The 571-nt window shown below is 60.9% G+C and carries 1 protein-coding gene; it reads left to right on the plus strand.

The genetic code is table 11. The features are described from left to right. The coding region (locus tag AC0IYH_RS29110) for a multicopper oxidase domain-containing protein (RefSeq protein ID WP_471837479.1) at nucleotides 1-571 on the plus strand (571 nt) is incomplete at both ends.

The raw sequence follows: 571 nt of genomic DNA on the forward strand, positions 1-571 counted from the left end.
GGCACGGTCTGATTGTGCCGTTCCAGATGGATGGCGTGCCCGGCGTTGCCTTTCCCGGTATCGAAAAGCGTACGACCTTCACCTACGAGTTCCCGATCGTGCAGGCTGGCACCTATTGGTACCACAGCCATTCTGGCTTGCAGGAGCAGATGGGCCTCTACGGTCCGATCGTGATCGATCCCGAGGGAGCCGACCCGATCCAGTCGGATCGCGAGCACGTCATCGTGCTGTCCGACCACAGCCAGCTCCACCCGCACCGCATCTTCATGAAGCTCAAGAAGCAGTCGGGCTATTTCAACCGGCAGCAGCAGACGCTCGCCGGCTTGCTGAAGGGCGAGGATCAGCCGCTGAAGGACCGCCTTGAATGGGGCAAGATGCGGATGGACCCGACCGACGTCGGTGACGTGACGGGATCGACCTATACCTATCTGGTCAACGGTCACGGCCCGCAGGACAATTGGACCGGCCTTTTTCAACCCGGCGAGCGAGTTCGCCTGCGCGTCATAAACGCGTCTGCGATGACGACCTTCAATGTTCGCATTCCGGGTCTGAAGCTCGCGATCGTCCAGGC

The sequence above is a fragment of the Pseudomonas sp. AC463 genome (assembly GCF_979253585.1).